Source organism: Flavobacteriaceae bacterium (assembly GCA_003443635.1).
GTDB lineage: Bacteria > Bacteroidota > Bacteroidia > Flavobacteriales > Flavobacteriaceae > AU392.
In genome coordinates this window covers 1,143,428-1,165,121 of sequence record CP031964.1, presented here as the reverse complement: position 1 = coordinate 1,165,121, position 21,694 = coordinate 1,143,428, and the positions used below count along the sequence as shown (strand labels likewise).

At 31.2% G+C, this 21,694-nt stretch carries 16 protein-coding genes and 1 tRNA gene; 7 read left to right on the top strand and 10 right to left on the bottom strand.

Features of this window, described 5'->3' with window-relative positions; all coding sequences use genetic code 11:
- Positions 1 to 3: 3 nt before the first annotated feature.
- Positions 4 to 411, bottom strand: a complete 408-nt coding sequence (locus tag D1817_05195; protein AXT19287.1) for a DUF4293 family protein — start codon at positions 409 to 411, stop codon at positions 4 to 6.
- Positions 412 to 638: 227 nt separating this feature from the next.
- Between D1817_05195 and D1817_05190 the strand changes: the two genes are divergently transcribed.
- On the top strand, positions 639 to 2,291 hold the full coding sequence (locus D1817_05190) for a transcription termination factor Rho (GenBank protein ID AXT19286.1): 1,653 nt from the start codon (positions 639 to 641) through the stop codon (positions 2,289 to 2,291).
- 142 nt (positions 2,292 to 2,433) lie between these two features.
- Here D1817_05190 and D1817_05185 read toward each other — a convergent pair whose 3' ends face one another.
- From D1817_05185 to D1817_05175, 3 genes are all read right to left on the bottom strand, one after another.
- Positions 2,434 to 2,685: a 30S ribosomal protein S20 gene (locus tag D1817_05185; protein ID AXT19285.1), complete on the bottom strand. Its 252-nt coding sequence runs from the start codon at positions 2,683 to 2,685 to the stop codon at positions 2,434 to 2,436.
- Positions 2,686 to 2,712: 27 nt separating this feature from the next.
- Positions 2,713 to 2,787: transfer RNA gene (locus tag D1817_05180), tRNA-Glu, on the bottom strand.
- A gap of 143 nt (positions 2,788 to 2,930) precedes the next feature.
- Positions 2,931 to 4,409 carry a proline--tRNA ligase gene (locus tag D1817_05175; GenBank protein ID AXT19284.1) on the bottom strand — a complete coding sequence of 493 codons (1,479 nt, stop codon included), beginning with the start codon at positions 4,407 to 4,409 and terminating at the stop codon, positions 2,931 to 2,933.
- Positions 4,410 to 4,733: 324 nt separating this feature from the next.
- Here D1817_05175 and D1817_05170 point away from each other — a divergent pair, with 324 nt between their 5' ends.
- Complete coding sequence (locus D1817_05170) at positions 4,734 to 5,603, top strand: hypothetical protein (GenBank protein AXT21230.1); 870 nt, start codon at positions 4,734 to 4,736, stop codon at positions 5,601 to 5,603.
- Positions 5,604 to 5,693: 90 nt separating this feature from the next.
- Positions 5,694 to 7,208, top strand: coding sequence for a transporter (locus D1817_05165; GenBank protein AXT19283.1), 1,515 nt, complete (start codon positions 5,694 to 5,696; stop codon positions 7,206 to 7,208).
- A 3-nt stretch (positions 7,209 to 7,211) separates the two neighbouring features.
- Here D1817_05165 and D1817_05160 read toward each other — a convergent pair whose 3' ends face one another.
- A complete protein-coding gene (locus D1817_05160; protein AXT19282.1) occupies positions 7,212 to 10,841 on the bottom strand; it encodes a gliding motility-associated C-terminal domain-containing protein in 3,630 nt (1,209 codons plus the stop codon).
- A gap of 24 nt (positions 10,842 to 10,865) precedes the next feature.
- On the bottom strand, positions 10,866 to 11,180 hold the full coding sequence (locus D1817_05155; protein ID AXT19281.1) for a hypothetical protein: 315 nt from the start codon (positions 11,178 to 11,180) through the stop codon (positions 10,866 to 10,868).
- Positions 11,181 to 11,355: 175 nt separating this feature from the next.
- Here D1817_05155 and folE point away from each other — a divergent pair, with 175 nt between their 5' ends.
- From folE to lgt, 4 genes are all read left to right on the top strand, one after another.
- A complete protein-coding gene (folE, locus tag D1817_05150) occupies positions 11,356 to 12,033 on the top strand; it encodes a GTP cyclohydrolase I FolE (GenBank protein ID AXT19280.1) in 678 nt (225 codons plus the stop codon).
- Positions 12,034 to 12,068: 35 nt separating this feature from the next.
- Positions 12,069 to 13,550 (top strand): cysteine--tRNA ligase, encoded by a 1,482-nt coding sequence (locus D1817_05145; GenBank protein AXT19279.1) that lies wholly within the window; start codon positions 12,069 to 12,071, stop codon positions 13,548 to 13,550.
- A 25-nt stretch (positions 13,551 to 13,575) separates the two neighbouring features.
- Positions 13,576 to 13,815, top strand: a complete 240-nt coding sequence (gene yidD / locus D1817_05140) for a membrane protein insertion efficiency factor YidD (GenBank protein ID AXT19278.1) — start codon at positions 13,576 to 13,578, stop codon at positions 13,813 to 13,815.
- 71 nt (positions 13,816 to 13,886) lie between these two features.
- The gene (gene lgt / locus D1817_05135; protein AXT19277.1) at positions 13,887 to 14,726 is read left to right on the top strand and encodes a prolipoprotein diacylglyceryl transferase; all 840 of its coding nucleotides are present in this window, start codon (positions 13,887 to 13,889) and stop codon (positions 14,724 to 14,726) included.
- Between the two features lie 138 nt (positions 14,727 to 14,864).
- Here lgt and D1817_05130 read toward each other — a convergent pair whose 3' ends face one another.
- The 4 genes from D1817_05130 to D1817_05115 all read right to left on the bottom strand — a co-directional run bounded on the left by D1817_05130 (position 14,865) and on the right by D1817_05115 (position 21,678).
- The gene (locus D1817_05130; protein AXT19276.1) at positions 14,865 to 17,888 is read right to left on the bottom strand and encodes a protein translocase subunit SecDF; all 3,024 of its coding nucleotides are present in this window, start codon (positions 17,886 to 17,888) and stop codon (positions 14,865 to 14,867) included.
- Between the two features lie 121 nt (positions 17,889 to 18,009).
- Positions 18,010 to 18,657, bottom strand: a complete 648-nt coding sequence (locus D1817_05125) for a hypothetical protein (GenBank protein AXT19275.1) — start codon at positions 18,655 to 18,657, stop codon at positions 18,010 to 18,012.
- Positions 18,658 to 18,731: 74 nt separating this feature from the next.
- Entirely contained in the window at positions 18,732 to 19,658 is a 927-nt protein-coding gene (mdh, locus tag D1817_05120) for a malate dehydrogenase (protein ID AXT19274.1), read from the bottom strand.
- Positions 19,659 to 19,815: 157 nt separating this feature from the next.
- The gene (locus tag D1817_05115; protein AXT19273.1) at positions 19,816 to 21,678 is read right to left on the bottom strand and encodes a hypothetical protein; all 1,863 of its coding nucleotides are present in this window, start codon (positions 21,676 to 21,678) and stop codon (positions 19,816 to 19,818) included.
- Positions 21,679 to 21,694 lie beyond the last annotated feature (16 nt).

The window sequence follows — 21,694 nt, the reverse complement described above, 5'->3', positions numbered from 1 at the left end:
GCGTTATCTCAATCGATCTACAGATTTTACAAGGTCTTCATCTTTTTTAATGGCTTTATTAGCTAAAACCAAAAATACGATAGAAAACAAAGGGAGAAGCACCCCAACACCATTCTCAGAAATTTGATTTTCTCCAGGTGTGTTTAGTAATCGATATACAAACAATGCTAGTAAAGTAAAGTTTAATATGATATTAAGTCGTCCCAAAACAAATTGCAACTTCCTATTTTTAAATATAAATATTGAAATAAATGCTAAAATTCCAGAACCTATAAACAAACTTAAATATAATATATCATCTTTAGCAAAAAATGGTATTTTATTAAGTGTCCATAAATAAAATACAAATATTAATCCTAGTGAAATAATCGCAACGACCAATAAGTATAAGGTTTGAATTCTTTGAAGCATTTTTTAATCTTAAAGTCACAAAAATAATAGTTTCTTTTTTAAAACATATATTATTTTTTAAAAATAAAGTTATATATTAGCCAGATAATTCAATAGCAGATCATTGCTATTATTTTTTAGATAATCTTCATATAACAAAATTCAAAAAACATCTTCTGTAACTTTTACAATAAAAGAAGTGCCGAAATAAATGTTGTTTTACATTAAACAAAATACTCAACTCTATAATGTTTGAAATTTCACAATTAAAAGAAATGAAGCTTCCTGAATTACAGGAAATCGCAAAAAAATTAAATATTTCAAAGTATCGCTCTTTAAAAAAATTAGATTTAGTCTATCAAATTTTAGATTATCAAGCAGCTAATCCTGTTCCTGTTAAAACTGATGAAAAACCTGCTCCAAAACCTAAAAGAGAGCGTATTCAAAAGCCTAAACAGAATAATAGTACTCCTCAAAAAATTGTTGAGCCTAAAAATAAACCTCAACAACCTAATAAAAATAATACTCCTAAGTTAGAAAGCGCTTCTAAGGTTGTAAATACTCAAAAAGAAGTTGCTGAAGTTAAAACTCAAACTCCTGAGTCTAGTAATACGGCACAACAAACTAAAGTTGAGTCGCAAGCTCAGCAAAAAAATAGGTCAAATCAAAATCGTTCGCAACAAAAAGATTCTAAACCTCAAAGTAATAAGAATCAAAACAAAGGCAACCATAATAACAATGGTAACAAAGATGGCAGAAATCGTTATCGTGAGCCAGATTTTGAGTTTGATGCGATTATTGAAAGTGAAGGTGTTTTAGATATTATGCAAGATGGTTATGGTTTCTTACGCTCTTCAGATTACAACTACTTGTCATCTCCTGATGATATTTATGTGTCCCAATCTCAAATTAGATTATTTGGATTAAAAACTGGAGATACTGTGCTAGGACATGTTAGGCCTCCTAAGGAAGGTGAAAAATACTTCCCATTAATTAAAGTTGTTTCAATTAATGGACAAGATCCTAAAGTAGTTAGAGATCGTGTTTCTTTTGAACATTTAACACCTCTCTTTCCTAAAGAAAAATTTAATCTTGCTGAAAAACAAAGTACTATTTCTACTAGAATAATGGATTTGTTTTCCCCTATAGGAAAAGGGCAGCGTGGTATGATCGTGTCACAGCCAAAAACAGGAAAAACCATGTTACTTAAGGATGTTGCCAATGCAATTGCTGCAAACCACCCTGAAGTATATCAAATGATCTTATTAATAGATGAACGTCCTGAAGAAGTTACAGATATGCAACGTAATGTTCGTGGAGAAGTAATTGCTTCTACATTTGACAAAGAAGCTCACGAACATGTTAAGATTGCTAATATTGTTTTAGAAAAAGCAAAACGCTTAGTTGAGTGTGGTCATGATGTGGTTATTTTATTAGATTCTATAACACGTTTGGCAAGAGCTTATAATACTGTACAGCCTGCTTCTGGTAAAATTTTAAGTGGTGGTGTAGATGCTAATGCTTTACACAAACCAAAGCGCTTTTTTGGAGCTGCTAGAAATATTGAAAATGGAGGCTCTCTTTCTATTATTGCTACGGCATTAACTGAAACGGGTTCTAAAATGGACGAAGTAATCTTTGAGGAATTTAAAGGAACTGGTAATATGGAGTTACAATTAGATCGTAAAATATCTAACCGTAGAATTTTCCCTGCAATAGATCTCACATCTTCAAGTACACGTAGAGATGATTTATTATTAGATGATAATACAATACAACGCATGTGGGTAATGCGTAAATATCTCGCAGATATGAATCCTGTTGAAGCCATGGAGTTCATTAACGATCGTTTTAAACAAACTCGTAACAATGAAGAGTTTTTAATCTCTATGAATAGCTAAATTATAACAAACAATAAAGCCCTCTCTAGATAAATTTTAGAGAGGCTTTTTTATTTTATTGAAATTTAAAAAAAGTGATGTCACAAAAAAAGCTTCTCAATATTGAGAAGCTTTCTATTTTATATAATAAAAAATGTTAATCTTATAAAGAAGCAACAAATTTTGTTAATCCTGATTTTAAGTTAGCAGCTTTATTAGCATGAATAATATTTTTCTTTGCTAATTTATCTACCATTGAAGCTACAGAAGGAAATAATTTTTCAGCTTCTTTCTTATCTGTAAGCTCACGTAATTTTCTAATCGCATTACGTGTAGTTTTATGCTGATACTTATTTCTTAAACGTTTAGCTTCGTTACTTCTAATTCTTTTTAATGATGACTTATGATTTGCCATTTGTTCTTTTAATTTAATATTAAATAGTTGTAGCCCGTAGGGGAATCGAACCCCTCTTACCAGGATGAAAACCTGGCGTCCTAGCCGATAGACGAACGGGCCATTTTTATTTTAAGTTTGCGAATTTACATTCAAAATATTAAACTCACAAAATTTCAAAAAACATACAATGTTTCCATTGCGGATGCAAAAATACAACTATTTTTAAATGTTGCAACTTCTAAATGCTTTTTTTGAAAAAAAAATTAATATGCCTTTGCAAACAACACTCTTTGTTTAGATGGATTACCTGTAAAAATACATTTACCTATCTCTTTCTCAGCATTTAAAGGAATGCAACGTATAGTTGCTTTTGTCAGTTCTTTAATTTTATCTTCTGTTTCTGGAGTACCATCCCAGTGTGCAGAGACAAATCCTGTTTTATTCTCTAAAACATCTTTAAATTCTTCAAACGATTCAACTGTTGTAGTATGAGAATCTCGATAATCTAATGCCTTTTTATATAAGCTATCTTGAATCTCTTTCATTAAATTAGAAACTGTTTCAACCAGATTATTCAATTCAACGACTTCTTTAGTTAGCGTATCTCTTCTCGCCAACTCAACAGTACCATTTTCAAGGTCTTTAGGGCCTATTGCGATACGTAGTGGCACACCTTGTAGTTCATGTTGTGCAAATTTTGCTCCTGGTCTAAATGTTGTTCGGTTATCAAACTTCACAGAAACATTTTTGCTTCTTAGATCTTTCATGAGCGTATTTGCTAATTCTGTAATCGCTTCAAATTGTTCTTCTGTTTTATATATAGGTACAATCACCACTTGATTTGGCGCTAAATTTGGTGGCAATACTAAGCCTTTATCGTCACTATGAGTCATTATTAATGCCCCCATTAATCGCGTAGATACTCCCCAAGAAGTTGCCCAAACATAATCTTGTTTACCTTCTTTATTTGTGAATTTAACATCAAATGCTTTAGCAAAATTCTGTCCTAAAAAATGTGATGTTCCAGCTTGTAATGCCTTTCCATCTTGCATTAGAGCTTCTATACAAAATGTCTCTTCGGCACCTGCAAAACGCTCACTCTCTGTTTTTAAACCCTTTATAACAGGAATAGCCATAAAGTTTTCTGCAAATTCTGCATAAACATCATTCATAAGTTCTGCTTCAGCTAAAGCTTCCTTTTTTGTTTCGTGAGCTGTATGTCCTTCTTGCCATAAAAATTCTGCCGTACGCAAAAACAGCCTGGTTCGCATCTCCCAACGTACTACATTAGCCCATTGATTTATTAGTAACGGCAAATCCCTATACGATTGAATCCAACCTTTATAAGTATTCCAAATAATAGCCTCACTTGTAGGTCTAACTACCAACTCTTCTTCTAATTTTGCTTCTGGATCAACGCGTAGTTTTCCAGTATTATCTGGATCATTTTGTAACCTATAATGTGTAACAACAGCACACTCTTTAGCGAATCCTTCAGCATTTTTTTCTTCAGCTTCAAACAAACTTTTAGGCACAAAAAGTGGAAAATATGCGTTTTGATGTCCAGTTTCTTTAAACATTCTATCTAATTCTGCTTGCATTTTTTCCCAAATTGCATAACCATAAGGTTTTATTACCATACACCCTCTAACTGCTGAGTTCTCAGCTAGATCAGCCTTTACAACAAGTTCGTTATACCATTTCGAATAATCTTCACTTCTTTCTGTAAGGTTTTTACTCATATATAAGATTTTGGCACAAATATTGTGATTATGTTAAATAAAAAAATAGTTCAGCAAAACTAACTATTTTTGTGTTGTTCAACAATTAAATTATAAGATATGAAATATATAAATTACTCTAAATCAAAAATGCATTTTTTGGGTGCATTAGTGCTAAGTATAATTTTAGCTTCTTGTGGTTCATATCAATATGCAAATGGTTATGAAGATGGTATTTATGCAAGTTCTAATAAAAAAGTTGAACAAGAAAAAGAAGTTGAGCAAGCACCAACGTCTGAGTATTATAAAAACTACTTTGAAAGTCATGTAAATTCTGCTAATGATATTTTTACAGATATAGATGCTTATGAAGGTGAATTTAGTGATGAAATAGTAGTTGACGATAATACTGAGTATACTGAAGGTAATTCAGGTTGGGGAACAGATAGCTCAGAAATTGTTGTCAATTTTGTAAATACTGGTTTTCCTTATTATGGCGGATTCAATGAATTTGGATTCGGAGGCTTTCCTTATTATGGAGGGTTTGGATTTAATAGGTTCGGATTCGGATTCGGAGGCTTTCCTTATTATGGAGGGTTTGGATTTGGATTCGGATTTAACAGGTTCGGGTTTGGATTCGGAGGTTTTCCTTATTATGGAAGATTTGGATTTAACAGGTTCGGATTTGGGTTTAATAGGTTCGGATTCGGAGGCTTTCCTTATTATGGGTATGCTGGATTTTATGGTTATAGAAATTCATTCTTTAACAATAATTCAAGATTTTTTGCTAGCAATAGAAATTCATCAAGAATATCTCGTTTAGATAATCGTAGATCTTCTATTTCTAGGAGAAGTAGTTCGATTGCAAATAGAGATTCTAGAATTACTAGTAATAGAAATAGAAGAAGTTCTGTTTCTAGAAGAAGTACTACTGCATCAAACAATAATAGATCTAGAGTAATTAATAACTCTAGGAGGTCAACAACTTCAGCAAATAGATCTTCAACTAGATCAAGAGTTAATTCAAATAGTAGAGCTAGGAGTTCGTTTAATAGATCATCTTCATCAAGAAATAGAAGTTCATTTGGCAGATCATCTTCTTCTTCAAGAAGTAGAAGTTTTTCACCGTCTAGATCTTCTTCGAGCAGGTCATCAAGCGGAAGATCTAGTGGAAGCAGATCGTCTTCAAGAGGCAGAGGTGGTCGAGGTCTTTAATATTCATAAATTAAATACAATTAATCTAGATTAAATCAAAAAAGTTCTAATATGAAAAAGTTAATATTACTATTCATAAGCATCATATCTATGTCTAATATTTATGGACAGCAAGACATTACAGATGCAGTAAGATTTTCTACAGACAATATTGAAGGGACAGCTCGTTTTAAAGCTTTAAGTGGTGCTTTTGGCGCTCTTGGAGGTGATTTAAGTGCAGTAAGCTTGAATCCTGCTGGATCTGCAGTATTTAATGAAAGTATTTTTTCTGCTTCTATCTCAAATTTTGATATAGATAATACAACAACATATTTGGGCACAATAAATTCCAATAATACAGATTCTTCTTTTGATTTAAATCAAGCTGGAGCCGTTTTTATTTTTAACAACAGAGATGAAGATTCTCCTTGGAGAAAAGTTACCATTGGTTTAACTTATGAGCAAACTCAAAATTTTGATAATTCTTTCTTTGCTTCCGGAACTAATTCTAATTCAATAGATCGTTATTTTTTAGCTAATGCTCAAGGATTAAGGTTAGATGAAATTTCAGTTTTAGATGGAGAAACTTTTGATGAAGCTTATGGAGAGATTGGTTCAATTTTTGGATTTAGGAATCAACAAGCATTATTGGCATTCGAATCTTTTATTATTGACCCTGTACAAGATCTAGATGACAACATAGTCTATACTTCTAATATTGATGACGGAGATGCTATTAATAGGTTTAGTCAAGAATTCTCATCGGCTACAAGAGGAAATAATGGCAAACTAACTTTTAATGCAGCTATACAGCATAAAAACAATATCTATTTAGGTGTAAATTTAAATTCCCATTTTATTAATTTTGATCGCACAACTTTTTTCTTTGAAGAAAATGATAACCCAGGATCACAAGTTAGAGAGGTTGCTTTCGAAAATAATTTATCTACAACTGGAGCAGGATTTTCTTTTCAGTTAGGAGGAATTGCTAAATTAAATGATTTTTTACGTGTAGGATTTACCTATGATTCTCCTATATGGTATACTATAGATGAAGAAAGTACTCAAGCATTATCTGTACTAAGTGATGGATTTGCAAGTCCTGATATTTTTGCTCCTCAAATAATTAATGTTTTCCCTGATTATAGATTGCGAACGCCAGGTAAAATAACTGCTAGTGCTGCTTTAGTTATTAATAAGAGTGGGTTAATTAGTTTTGATTATTCAAGAAAAGATTTTGGAAACATTAGGTTTAATCCTTCTTCAGATTCAAATTTAGCTATACAAAATAATTTAATTAATCAAAATTTAACTTCTGCGTCTACATATCGAATTGGAGGAGAATATCGTTTTAATAATTGGAGTTATAGAGGGGGATATCGTTTTGAAGAAAGCCCGTATTCAGACACTGATTTTTATGGAAACTTAACTGGTTTCTCTCTAGGATTGGGCTATGATTTTGGAGGTACTAAAATAGATTTTGCATATCAGAACTCAAATCGAGAAATAAATAGTCGTCTATTTAATGGCAGTGTTAATAATAACGATGCTAATGGTTTTACAGACACTACACGTATAGACGCTGACAATTCTAGTCTTACATTAACATTAACTATGAGTTTATAATTATTAGCGTTTTAATGTAAAGTGTGCTTTAAATTGTTTACGAACTCCATCTGATGGTTCGTTAAAATCTATAGTAAACCAGTAATCATTTGTAGGAAGTTCTTCCCCATTAAAAGTGCCATCCCACCCAAGACCATTTGGATTAATTTGCTTTAAGAGCTTACCATATCTGTCATAGATAAATATATCAGAATTAGGTATTTCTGATATTCCTCTTATATTCCAAGTATCATTAGTCCCGTCCCCATTTGGTGTGAAAAATCTAGGAAAATCAACTATTATAACTGTATTAGACACTAAACTATTACAATTTAAAAGGTCTCTAACAAAAACCATATACTCTCCAAATTCTAAATTTTCAAATCTTGGAGACGATTGCCATGTAATTCCATCTAAGCTAAATTCATACTCTCCATTACCTATTACTGTTACTTCTATAATATCATTATCTGAAAACGCATCTGTTATTACTTCTGCAGTAATACTTTCTGGAGGAAATGACCCTATAACATTTGTTGTTGCAGGTATGGTACATCCAGAAACTATATCTGTTGCAACAACTGTATATTGTCCTATAGCATCTGGAGTAAACGTAGGCCCTATTTCCCCTGTGATTATGTTAAGCGGATCTGCGACTGCACCTCTAAACCATTCAAAAGTGTATTCTGCACTATTAAGTTGTGTATCAATTGGAGGGTTAGGTAAAAATGTAGTAAGCACTGGTGGTATTGAAGTATTATTTGGAGACAGGCATAACACATACTCATCTTCTATAGCTATTTCCGGCACTGGATTAACAATTAATGTTAATGGAATTACCCTAAAACAAGGCGTGTTTACAGGTATTACTCTAACATAAATCGTTTGTGTTACGGCTTGAGTGTTTTCGAAATTGGTAATATTTTGAATATTATTTGAATTTCCTTCAATAGCATCTGCTTCACTTTCATAATAAGTAATTATAAAATCTGTTCTATCTAATCCATTTAATATTTCGTTTTCTCTTCTTGTAATATCAAATTCATCAAAGCCATTATTATCTACTTCACACTCTTCAATAACATCTGGAGTTAAATTTAAATCGGGAAATAAAATTGTTTCTAAAGATAATGTTGTCGTAGAAAAACATCCATTAGTTCCAGTAGCCAAAACTAAAACATCTCTTGTTAACATTGTATTTAAATATGTTGTAGGAGTCGCTATAAAATTATTATTATCTAAATCTTGTTGTGATTCAAAATAAGCTAATCCAATAGAAGTATCTCCTCCTATTATTTGATCTGCCCGTATTGTTAAATCATAAGTTGTTTCTGTTTGATCGCTACAGATGACTATTGGGTCTGGTGCAAAGAGTATTGGGTTTTGGTTAACAATAAGTTGAAAATTAATATCTGTATTAAAGCATTCGTCTGGATCACTTATACCATTTCCGTTATTATCAAATTGAGATCTCACAAAAATAGTTTGCGGGTTAGAGGTATTTATATACTGCCCTATTATTGGAGCATTATTATTTATAGCATCATCTAAACTTGTATGATATGAAATTAGTAACGCTTCTGTTTGTGTCCCTATAACTTCAATATCTTTAGTAGTTAAATCAAAAGTAGCATTAATTCCATCATCACTACATAGTACAAAGTCTGTTAAAGGATTCGCCAATGGTAATGGGTTTACCGTTAAAGTAATATGCTGCCCTAAACCTAAACACGCGTTGATATCATCACTATCTACTCTAACATAAATATTTTGAATAAATGGAGATGCATCATTTCTATGATTACTTATATCTGGAATAGCATTAATTTCAGCCAAAGCATCTGCTTGATTTTCATAATATGTTACTGTTAAATTTTGACCTACTGGAAATAAATTTAAAATTTGAGTTGTTGCATTACTAAAATCAAATGCGGCAACTCCATTTGTATTATCGCCATCTATTAATGCATTATCACATTCTTCAAAATTTAAATTAAAAGCTGTTGGTATTTGAGTAGCTCCTACTATCAAATTAATTTGAGATGTTCTAAAACAACCTTCTAAAGTTTCAATTCTAACAAATACACTGCTATTTAATGGAGTTGGGTTTGGGTAATTTATAAAATTATTAATTTGATCTACAGCCAAACCTCCTTCTGCATCTGCCAGAGTTAAATAGTAAGTAAAATTTTCATTATTTGCGTTAGTAGAAATCAAACTATTTGCTTCAGTTAAATTAAATAATGAAATACCATCTGTATCATCATCACATTGCCTTAAATCCACTATAGGAACTACTGTTGGCAAAGGATTTACTTCCAAATCAAAAGTTGTTGTTTCAAAGCAAGTTGTATTTAAAACATTTTCAATTCTAACATATATTGTTTGCGGATTTACATTATTTACTACAGGTGTAGTAATTTCTGTTCCAACAATCCCAGCATCCGCATCGGCTTGAGTTAAATAATATGTTACATTAAAATCAATAGCAGCTTGAGCACCTAAAACCTCATTAGTTTTTGTAGTTAAGTCAAAAGTTACTCCTATTCCATTAGTATCATCACCATCGTCATCATCATCACATAATGCAAAAGGTGTTGGCTGATTAGCCGTTGGAGAATCAAATATGATAATATCAAAACTTGTAATGCTAAAACAGTTTGTATTTGCATTATTCTCAATTCTCACATAAATAGTTTGAGGATTCGTAGTATTTATAAAAGGTGAATTAATAGGATTATCACCCATATTTGCATCTATATCTGAAACATGGTACGTTATAGTAAATAATGTTGAATCTTGAGTTCCTAATATTTGAGCATTAAACGATTCTAAATCAAAAGAAGAAAAGTCGTCATTATTATCATCACAAACCAATACATCATTTACAGAATTTGCAATAGGGATTTCACTAAAAATAACATCAAACTCATTCATTAAAATAATATCATCCATGGCATTAAAAGCAGTTGATACATATAATGCATTGGGAGCAGTCACATTATTTAAAATAGGTCCAGTTTCTGCAATTATAACACCATCTCTAGTCCACTCATATCTAACGGCATTATTAGTAGTAGCATCAAGTGAAATAATATCACCTTCACAAGCATTAACATCATTTAAAATAGAGCAATCTGTAGCACCTGCATCAGCTTGATTTGCATTTGTTTGACCGAGTCTTATAAATCCTGGTGATCCATTAAAATTTGTAATTAAAACAATATATATTTCTCCAGCTTGAGCGTTATTAATGGAGAAGTTTTCAATTGCAGCTGCAGAAAAACTACAAGCGACTGTATTTGCTGCTGTTAAATTATTACAAACATCAGTATTTGTAAAAGGTCCATATGCGATAAAATCTACATCTAAACCTGCTCCTGTAAAATCTTGATTTGTATTTTGTTCAAGTTGAAAATTTAAAGTCCCTGCTTGATCTATTTGAAGAAAAAACCATGCTGGATTAGGTTGAGTTCCTAAGCATCCATAATTTGGTCCTGCTTCTGCACTTGTACCATTTGAAGTATTAGGAAATACTAAAGTAGAATCTCCTGCACAAAACGGTTCTATAGTAGCACAAGTTGAACTTTGAGCATTTATATTGGTTATAAAAAAAGTTACTAGTACTAAAAAATAGTATAATTTTAGTTTCATATGGAATAGATTTGATAGGAGTTTTTAAAATCGATACTTATATGCAGGTTCGAGCTTTAATTTCATTTTTTTATATATTTCAAATTGCTCATTGTTAAGCATCTCATAAACTTCTAGGTCTCTAAGTTTATTTTGCTTATTAAAAGTATTATTATCTATATTGTTTTTTCTAAGCTTATTTTTATACTTCTTCAAAATCTTAATAAATTGTTTAGATTGATTAGTATCTAAATTTAATTCGGAGGTATACGCTTTATAAATTTCTTTATCTGTTTTAGGCTCTTGCGCAGATAAAATCAATGAAGCTAGTAGTAATACTATAATAAATATATTTTTCATTTTTCACTTTTCTTTAACAATCCTATAAATATATAAAATATTGTAATATTTCACTTGTTTTTCAGACAAAGTGATTGCTAATCTAGCTATTAATACTTCGTTAATTAAATATTCAAAATATTTGAAATGCTTATCTTTGTAGCTGGTTTGATTTTAAATTAATCATGCAACTCTAATGAAAATAGAAAACAACATTGAAAATTTTGATACTATAGGAGATAATCATATTGGTACCTCATCAAATACTCCTATGCGAGCAGACGCTTTTAGATTATCTAAAGAGGAAAAAATAGATATTATAAAGGATGATGTTAGACATATTTTGGAAACTTTAGGTCTTGATTTAACTGATGACAGCTTAAAAGGCACACCTAAACGTGTAGCAAAAATGTTTGTAAATGAAATATTTGGTGGCTTAGATCCGGATACAAAACCTAAAGCATCTACTTTTGATAATAAATATAAATATGGTGAAATGCTTGTAGAAAAAAACATAACCGTTTATTCCACTTGCGAACATCACCTATTACCTATCGTAGGTAAAGCTCACGTTGCATACATATCTAACGGAACAGTAGTAGGGCTTTCTAAAATGAATCGTATTGTAGATCATTTTGCCAAACGTCCACAAGTGCAAGAGCGTTTAACCATTCAGGTAGTAAAAGAGCTTCAAAAAGTTTTAAATACAGATGATGTTGCTTGTATTATAGATGCCAAACATTTATGTGTCAATTCACGAGGAATTAGAGATATAGAAAGCAGTACGGTAACTAGTGAATTTGGAGGTAAGTTTAAAGATCCAAATGTTCGTAAAGAGTTATTAGATTATATTAAACTAGAAACTAAATTTTAACACCTCATTTCATCAATCATAACCAATACAATAAAATGCCAATATATAAAGATCAAGAACTAAAAATATATAATTCTCTATCTGGAAAAAAAGAAATTTTCAACCCCATAAATGAAGGAAGTATTGGAATGTATGTTTGTGGACCTACGGTTTACAGTAATGTACACTTAGGGAATGTAAGGACATTTATGTCTTTTGATATGATCTTTAGGTATTTTAAGCATCTTGAATATAAAGTACGTTATGTAAGAAATATAACTGATGCTGGACATTTAGAGAATGATGCAGATGAAGGTGAAGATAGAATTTCTAAAAAAGCACGTTTAGAACAAATAGAACCAATGGAAGTTGTACAGATGTATACTGTAGATTTTCATAATACTTTAAATAAGTTCAATTTTTTACCTCCAAGTATTGAGCCTACTGCAACTGGACATATTATAGAGCAAATAGAAATCATTAAAGATATTTTAGATAAGGGTTTAGCGTACGAAATTAATGGTTCAGTATATTTTGATGTATTAAAATTTAACGAAACCAATAATTACGGTAAATTAAGTGGTCGTAATGTTGAAGATTTAATACATAATACAAGAGCCCTTGATGGGCAAAGTGATAAAAAGAACCCTCAAGATTTTGCGCTTTGGAAAAAAGCCGAACCACAGCATATTATGCGTTGGCCTTCACCATGGAGTGATGGGTTTCCAGGGTGGCATCTCGAATGTACTGCAATGAGCACAAAATACCTTGGAGAACAATTTGATATTCATGGTGGTGGAATGGATTTAAAATTTCCGCATCATGAATGCGAAATTGCTCAAGCCGAAGCTTGTAATGGTAAAAATCCTGTGAATTTCTGGATGCATGCTAACATGTTAACTCTTAATGGTCAGAAAATGGCAAAATCTACAGGTAATAATATTTTACCTAACGAGATTTTCACAGGAGAAAACGATAAGTTAAGTAAAGCATTTTCGCCTAGTGTTGCTCGTTTTTTTATGATGCAAGCACATTACAGAAGTATTTTAGATTTTAGTAGTAATGCTTTAGAAGCGTCAGAAAAAGGATTTAACAAGCTTATGGAAGCTATTAATCTTTTAGATAAACTATCAATTTCTGATAACACGAGTTTTGATATACAAGACTGGATTACCAATTGCTATAATGCAATGAACGATGATTTTAATACTCCTATTTTAATTGCCGAATTATTTAGTGCTGTAAAATTCATCAACCAAGTTAAAGACGGAAAAGCTAACATCACTAAAAGTGATTTAGATTTATTAACAAAAACGCTTAATGCATTTGTTTTCGATATCTTAGGCTTGATAAATGCCACTAACGAGGATAACAATTCTGAAAAGCTATCCGATACAGTTAAAGTACTTATAAAGCTTCGTGCTGAAGCTAGGGCAAATAAAGATTTTGCATTATCAGATAAAATTAGAGATGAGCTTCTTGCTGTAGGCATACAATTAAAAGACGGAAAAGATGGTACATCTTTTTCAACAAATTAACTACTCTGCTTAGAAGAGAAAAAATATGAAAAAATTACTAGTAGCACCTTTTATCTTTCTAGTAAGAATATATCAGACATTAATTTCTCCTTTAACGCCTGCGACATGTAGGTTTCAACCAACATGTTCTCATTATACTATTGAGGCTTTAAAAAGGCATGGTCTATTTTATGGAGGTCGATTAGCTATAAAAAGAATATTTAGTTGTCATCCGTGGGGTAAATCTGGTTATGACCCTGTACCAAAAAAAGAATCGAAAAAATAAAGCTTCAATAATTCTAGCTTTAATTAATCCGTTTCAATTCTATATATTTACATTATAAAAAATAAAAATTTATGTTTCTTGCTTTACAAACTGTTTGGGATCCTGCTTCAGAAGGGATAAAAATTATTGGAAATTTTAAAATCCATTACTACAGTTTAATGTGGATGGTAGCTTTTATTTTAGGCTGGTTTATTACTAAAAAAATCTACAGGAGAGAAGAACAACCAGATGAGAAACTAGATTCTTTATTTATTTATGCTGTTTTAGGAATAATGATTGGAGCTCGTTTAGGTCATGTGTTTTTTTATCAACCAGAACTAATTCGAGAAGATTTCTTCAGCATATTTCTTCCTTTTAAATTCAAAGGAGGTTTTGAGTTTACAGGTTTTCAAGGTTTAGCAAGTCATGGAGCAGCAATTGGTATGATTATCTCAATGTATCTCTATAATAAAAAAGTATTAAAAAAATCTATCCTTTGGATTCTAGATCGTGTAGTACCAGCAGTAGCTTTGGGTGCTATTTTTGTTAGGATTGGAAATTTTTTCAATTCTGAGATGATAGGAAAACCAGCAGAAGCATCTTTACCATGGGCTATTATTTTCGCAAAACATGATACTATTCCAAGACACCCTGGTCAATTGTATGAAGCCTTTGGATATATCTTTGTGTTCTTAATTATCTTTTTCACCTATTGGAAAACTAATAAGCGTAAACAAACCGGGTTTTTATTTGGATTGTTTTTAGTCTTGCTATGGTCTGTCCGCTTATTTGTTGAACAATTTAAAGTTGAACAAGTAGATGGTAGAGAAGATTGGATTTTTAGTTTAAATACTGGTCAAGCATTAAGTATTCCGTTTATACTCTTAGGTTTATATTTTATGTTTGTTTATAAACCTAAGCAAGTTTCTTAAATATTAATACAGCCTCAAAAAAGATTGAAAATAGAAGTTTTTACTTTTAAAATACTTTAACAATATAGTTTTGACTATATAATAAAAAACCCTTTCTAATTATAGAAAGGGTTTTTTATTATAAAATAATTTCTGTTCTTATTTCTTCTTTTTCTCTATTCTTTTAATTGTATCATTCATTACTGGTGTTGCAATAAATACTGATGAATATGTTCCTACAATAACACCTACCATTAAAGCGAATAATAATCCTCTAAGTGAATCTGCTCCAAAAATGAACATTGCTAATAACACCACTAAAGTAGTTAACGATGTATTTAATGTTCTACTTAATGTACTGCTTAATGCAGAATCTACTACTCTACTAAAATCCCAAGAAGTATGTTCATTAAGGAACTCTCTAATTCTATCAAACACAACTACCGTATCATTAAGCGAGTATCCAATTACTGTTAATATCGCTGCAATAAACGCTTGATCTATTTCCATACTAAATGGCATGAACTTCCAGGTAATTGAGAAAATACCTAATACAATTAATACATCATGGAATACCGCTGCAACAGCTCCTAATGAGAATTGCCATTTTTTAAATCTCAATAATATATATAAGAAAACTACAATTAATGATCCTAAAATTGCCCAAATCGAAGATTTTTTAATATCATCTGCAATTGTTGGACTCACTTTACTAGAACTCATTTTACCTAAATTATTTTCCCCTTCATTAAATTTCTCATAACTGAAGTTATTTGGTAAAAATGATTTTATAGACTCATACAATTTACGTTGTACTTCTTCATCAACTTCAGCTGTATTTTCATCCACTTTATATTTAGTAGAAATTTTAAATTGATTTGCGCCTCCAATTGTTTTTACTTCTGCACTACCTAATTCGGCAATTACAGCTGTTTTCACATTCTCTATATCTGTATCTTGAGCAAAACGAACTTGATATGTTCTTCCCCCAACAAAATCAATACCCTGATCCAATCCTGTAGTAAATAATGATCCTAAACCAGCTACGATAACTATACCAGAAACAACGTATGCTATTTTACGACGCTTTAAAAACTCAATATTTATATTTCTAAATAAACCTTTAGTAATTGGCGTAGAGAACGTTAATTTACCTTTTCTATTTGTATTCCAATCAATTAATAAACGTGTAATAAATATTGCTGTAAACAATGACGTAATAATACCTATTAATAATGTTGTTGCAAACCCTTTAATTGGTCCTGTACCAAATACAAATAAAATTAAAGCGGTTAGACCAGTAGTAATATTCGCATCTAAAATAGAAGACAATGCATTACTAAATCCATCTTTAATAGCTTCTTTTTGCCCTTTTCCTTTAGTAAGCTCTTCACGAACACGCTCATAAATAAGTACATTTGCATCTACTGCTATACCTATAGTTAACACGATACCTGCAATACCAGGCAGAGTTAGCACTGCTCCTAATCCAGACAAGATTCCAAAAACTAATAAGATATTTAATAATAAAGCGATATTTGAAAAGATACCAGCTTTACCATAATAGAACATCATCCAGATAAGCACTAATACTAATGCTATGATAAATGACTTTGTTCCTGTACTAATAGCCTCAGCTCCAAGAGATGGTCCAACTTCAGAAGCTCTAATAACATCTGCTCTAGCAGATAATTTACCTGCTCTAAGTACATTTGCTAAATCTACTGCTTCGTTTAAAGTAAACGATCCTGAAATTTCAGTATTCCCTCCAGAAATTGGTCCTGTAGTTACACCTGGTGCAGAGTATACAACATCATCTAAAACCACAGCAATATTAGTCCCTTGATTAAAAGCTCTCCCTGTCATTTCCTCCCAACCTTTAGCTCCTTTTGCGTTCATTTGCATAGTCACTACTGGTTGATTTCTAAGGTCAAACGATTGCCCTGCATCTACTACTACAGCTCCATTTAATTCTGGTTCATTTTCTCTATTCCCTTTAATAGCAAAAAGCTCAACTAGTTCAACATTTTCCAAATCAGATCCAATCAATGCAGGATCTATTTCTGGAAGTCCCCATAAAAATTTAACGTCACGTTGTGCCGGGCTTAATAATGCTCTTATTTCTGGTTTTCTTAAATAACCTGATACCACGGTAGTATCTTTAAGATCAAAACGACCAATACTTGCACTTCCTTGTCCTCCTCCTATTTTAATTAATCCGATTAATGGATTTGCTATAGCTGCGCTCTCTGCAACTTCTGTTTCTGTTGTATCTCCTAACAAGTCATTTACATTACTATCTTGGTTTGCCGTATCTGCATCATCTGTATTAGTATCATCTTCAACAGCATCTTCAGTTTTAGGAGTAATTAACTCTTTAAGTTTGGCATCTGCTTGAACAATAAATGGAGAAAATACATTTGGGTTATAAACATCCCAAAATTCTAATTGCGCTGTTCTTTGTAATAATCTTTTTGCTCTTTCTTTATCTCTTGCCCCCGGTAATTCAACTATAATTCGTCCAGAATTTCCAACACGTTGAATATTAGGTTGTGTTACTCCAAATTTATCGATACGTTTACGTAATACTTCAAAAACAGAAACAATAGATTCATCAACCTTAGTTGAAATGATACGTTTTACAGCATCATCAGACATATCAAACGTAACTTCCTCACTTAAAGATCTGTTTGCAAAAATATCTGGAGATGCTAATTTTGTATCTCCTTTAATTGCATCAAAAGCTCTATAAAAAGATTCTAAATATGATTCTTGAGCATTTTTTTGAAGCTCATCTGCATCTGTTAACGCTTGATTAAAAATAGGGTCTTCACTTTTATTTGCTAGACCTCTTAAGATATCTTTTACAGAAACTTGAAGTGTTACATCTATCCCTCCTTTAAGGTCTAAACCAAGGTTCATTGCTTTATCTTTTACCTCATCATAAGTGTAACTGGCAATACCTATATTGTAAACTTCTATTTTACTTATTGAATCTAAATACTTTAATTCTTCTACACTACGAAGTGAATCGTATTTAGCTTCGGTTTCAGAAACTTGAGAAACTGCAAATTGTTTTGCTTGTTTTTCAATCTGATTCCCTTTAAATGTAAATGCTATTTGGTAAATACTTACTAATCCAAATAGTAGTGCAAATAGCTTTACTAATCCTTTATTTTGCATTATTTTATTATTTTATAGTCAAATTTAAAAACGAGCAAACATACAACTCCGTTCATGATTTGACAATTATTTTTGTTATGATTAAGTGTAATCTTATTGCTTTTTTAAATAAAAAAGCCATTTAAATATTTTGGGAAGTAGTATTAAGAATTCCCATAGAGATTGGTCCAGCTCTAACTTCAGGAATCTTGTCTAAAGTATTACCTATTGCAATTGCCCTATTTTTATATATGACATATGCAATCTCTTCAATTTTATTTCTCTCTGCAACATTAACCTCTCTAACAGATGTATATAAATTTGGGTTGGAAAATCGATCGTTTTCTGTTTTTTGTTCTAAAACATATCCTTCAAAACCTGATTCTAGATCATTACTGTTTTGAATTTCATAAACATCTAGATCGTAACTATTTGAATTTTTATTAAAAGGAAATTCAGCCCCTTTTTTATCTTGATTATAATCTGTGTACCCTAAATCAAGGTTATTTTCTCCGGAAAGTACTTGTTTTATATCAGCAATATCAATATTACTGTAATACGTTATTTTTAATTTACCTTCTTCTTCTTCTCCTACTTGTATATTATGTACTCCAATACTCTGTAATTGCATTTTTACAGTAGCTATTGCGCTCTGAGTTTCATCAAACGTAACTTCATCACCAATAAATTGAACCACAATTTCTTGATTAGGTTCAGAAATGTGTTGCTGATTAAAACCTGCTAATACAAGAACAACAATTAAAGTATATAAATACCATTTCGCTTTCATGCGCCAAATATAAAAAAATAAAGACTGTATTTCTACAGTCTTTATATAAATATCTATTTTTAAACTATTGGATATTAAAATTCTAACAATCCATTGGTTTTCTTAACTCCCTCAGCACTCTCTGCCATGTGTGCTTTTTCAGCATCACTTAATTCGATCTCAACAATGCGTTCGATTCCATTTTTCCCTAAAATTACTGGAACACCAATTGCTAAATCACTTAACCCATACTCTCCTTCTAATAAAGCTGAGCAAGGAAACATTTTTTGTTGGTCGCAAGCTATTGCTTGTACCAATCCACTTACTGCTGCACCAGGTGCATACCAAGCAGAAGTTCCTAATAATTTGGTAAGTGTTGCTCCTCCAACTTTAGTATCTTCTTTTACTTGATTTAAACGTTCTTCAGATAAAAATTCTGAAACTTTTAAACTATTTCTAGTAGCATGAGCTGTTAAAGGAACCATCCCTTTATCACTATGTCCTCCGATCACCATTCCATCTACATCACTAATTGGTGCTTCTAAGGCTTCTGCTAATCTGTATTTAAAACGAGCCGAATCTAGTGCTCCACCCATTCCTATAATTCTATTTTTTGGAAGTCCAGTAGTTTTATGTACTAAGTATGTCATTGTATCCATAGGATTACTAACAACAATAATTATTGTATTAGGAGAATGTTCTAATAAACTAGAAGATACTGATTTTACAATACCTGCGTTAATTCCAATTAACTCTTCACGAGTCATTCCTGGTTTACGAGGAATCCCTGAAGTTATCACACAAATATCACTATTAGCTGTTTTTGAATAATCATTTGTTATTCCAACAATTTTAGTATCAAAACCATTTAAAGAAGCGGTTTGCATTAAATCCATTGCTTTTCCTTCTGCAAAACCTTCTTTAATATCTAATAAAGCTACTTCCGAAGCAAAGTTTTTAATTGCAATATATTCTGCACAACTAGCACCTACTGCTCCTGCTCCTACTACTGTTACTTTCATATTTATATTTTTATTTTGTTTTATGAATAATCTGACTTCGTTTTAGGTCGATTAAGAAAGTGCGAAATTACAAATAATTTATTGGTTCTTAAAAAGGAAAAGCACGAGATTAATTCTCGTGCTTTTCCTTTTTTTATAATTATATATTTAAGTACTTCTAAAATTTATACGATGATATTAAATGATTTTTTTCATTTATAAAAACAACATTATCAATTTCGTCAATTAAATAATTTGGTGTTTTATCTAAAAGTTTTATTTGTGCATCTGGAGCTCCTGTTTTTTTATTCACCATATATATTTGATGAATTGTAGGCGCCGTATCACTTTTTACTTTTGTAACTATAAATTGATGATTTTTAACTGTTTTAGAATTAAAATATCTCTTTTTAGTAATTTCAAAAACTGTAGACATATTACCTTGAGTTCCCACATATGCTCCGGCTATAACAGATTCCTCAATAGCACCATCGTTTTGATCTCTAGAAGTTCTGAAAGCTCCATTTGAAAGTGATGACAACATATTAATATTATCTAAAGATCCTTGGATGTCTAAATCTACTCCAGCAATATCTAACCCTAATTGAGCTAAACCTGTAAGTCCTCCTATATCTGATGCAGGCTCATAATATTTGCTATATTTTATTTCGCCTGAAGATGATAATAAAGACATGTGTTGATCTGTGTTTATTAAATACCCTGCTCCTTCTACATATTCAGCAGTTAATGGTGTTTTTCTTTTTACATTTTCTAACTGTATATCTTCAGCAAATAGATCAACTACTCCTGTTTTTAAATCAAACTTATACGCCTTCTTATTTTCAAATAAAATAACTTTATCCTCTTGTTCATCAAAAGTAACAGCAGGAATAGATCTAAATTTTACATCCTTGTCCCAAACGTCTTTTCCTTTTTCAAAATCTAAAATATTTGAACGTTCTGTCGATATATATAGTATTCCTTTAGGAATTACTGCTGTGTAATAAGAATATCCTTTTACTTTGCTAGTCCATACTTTATCTCCATTACTATCAACTAAAGAAATGGTTCCGTCTTTCTCATCTTTACCTATAGCAACAAAACCTTTTTCATGAGGAATAACTTCATCTAAATATTCAATTTTGAAACTTTTCTTCCATTTAAATTCATTTGTAGCTGGATCTATTATATTAAACCCTTCTGTTTCTACTAATACTAAATTGTTATTATTGTCTGGTCTAATATCTATTAAAGTACCTCTAAGTTTAAGTTTTCCTGGCGTAATATCATTGCCGTTATTAGGGTCTAAAACCAATAGTTTTTTAGATTTTTTAACTCCTACGTATAAACTATTATTACTTTCAGAATACACTAAGGCTTTTATATCTTTATCAGTTTCATGCTGCCATAAAATTTCACCATTGGTAGTATTAATTGCATAAATTTGATCATCTACACCTATTATAATTAAATTATTTTCTTTATTAAAATAAGGGCCTTGATCTATAAAGGATTTACTTAATAGCTTTTTTAATAATCCGCCAACTTCTCCTAAGCTCGTTAGCCATTCTTGTTGCCAAGTTTTAAGGCTAAAACTCATTAAAACGCGCTCTTTATTTTTTAATAACTCGAATAAAATAACATCTTGACTCGGTATGGTTGTGAAGTTCTTAATTCTGTAGCCTTCATCTTTTGTATCAAATAAAATATCTCCATTACTTGAGTTCACTATAATACCTCTGGTTTTCCCTACTACAGGAGCATACTCCACGTAAAACAAGGGCAATCCGTCAATATTTAAAAATGTATTTTTATCTACGGCTTTTAACTCTTTGTTATGCCATAATGTTTCTCCAGTATTGTTATCCATTGCTAAAAATCCTTTAGCTCCAGAAGCTAGGATAACACCACTATTAGATTGTTTAATCCAACCTACTTCATATAAAGTTTCTTTAAGATCTACTTCCCACTGTTTGTCTTGTGCAGAAATCGTACTAACTAATAGCAATAATAGCAATACTAAGGTGTATTGTTTTTTCATTATGATTTGGGGTTTA